This is a genomic window from Vibrio sp. 1249-1 (assembly GCF_033340495.1).
On record NZ_JAWOWJ010001182.1, the window covers coordinates 1 to 515 of the forward strand.

The window sequence follows — 515 nt, forward strand, 5'->3', positions numbered from 1 at the left end:
CGTAGGATAGAGATATCGAACGTACCGCCACCTAAATCGTAAACTGCAATCACGCCCTCTTGACCTGAATCCAGACCGTAGGCAATCGCCGCTGCGGTTGGCTCATTGAGAAGACGCAATACATGTAAACCCGCTAGCTTAGCCGCATCTTTCGTGCCCGCGCGTTGCGCGTCATCGAAGTATGCAGGAACGGTAATTACCACGCCCGCAAGCTCTCCACCTAGAGTTTCTTCTGCGCGTTTACCTAGCGCTTTTAGAATATCTGCAGAAACTTCAATCGGGTTTTTATCCCCTTGAGCAGTTTGCAGTACTGGTAAGCCATTATCACTCTCTTTAAAACGGTAAGGTAATGATGGGTAGCGAGATTGAATGTCTTTTAGCGAGCGGCCAATCAAGCGTTTCACTGAGATAATGGTGTTCTCAGGTTCAAACTCTGCTTTGGCTTTCGCATCGTAACCAACCACTGTTGATTCTGCTGAGTAATTCACCACCGATGGCAAAATGCTACTTCCTTG

At 48.0% G+C, this 515-nt stretch carries 1 protein-coding gene; it reads right to left on the reverse strand.

All coding sequences use genetic code 11. From position 1 onward, the window contains the following. Nucleotides 1-515, reverse strand: a 515-nt coding sequence (locus R7Z50_RS31145; RefSeq protein WP_318150234.1) for an Hsp70 family protein, incomplete at both ends; no start/stop codon positions are given.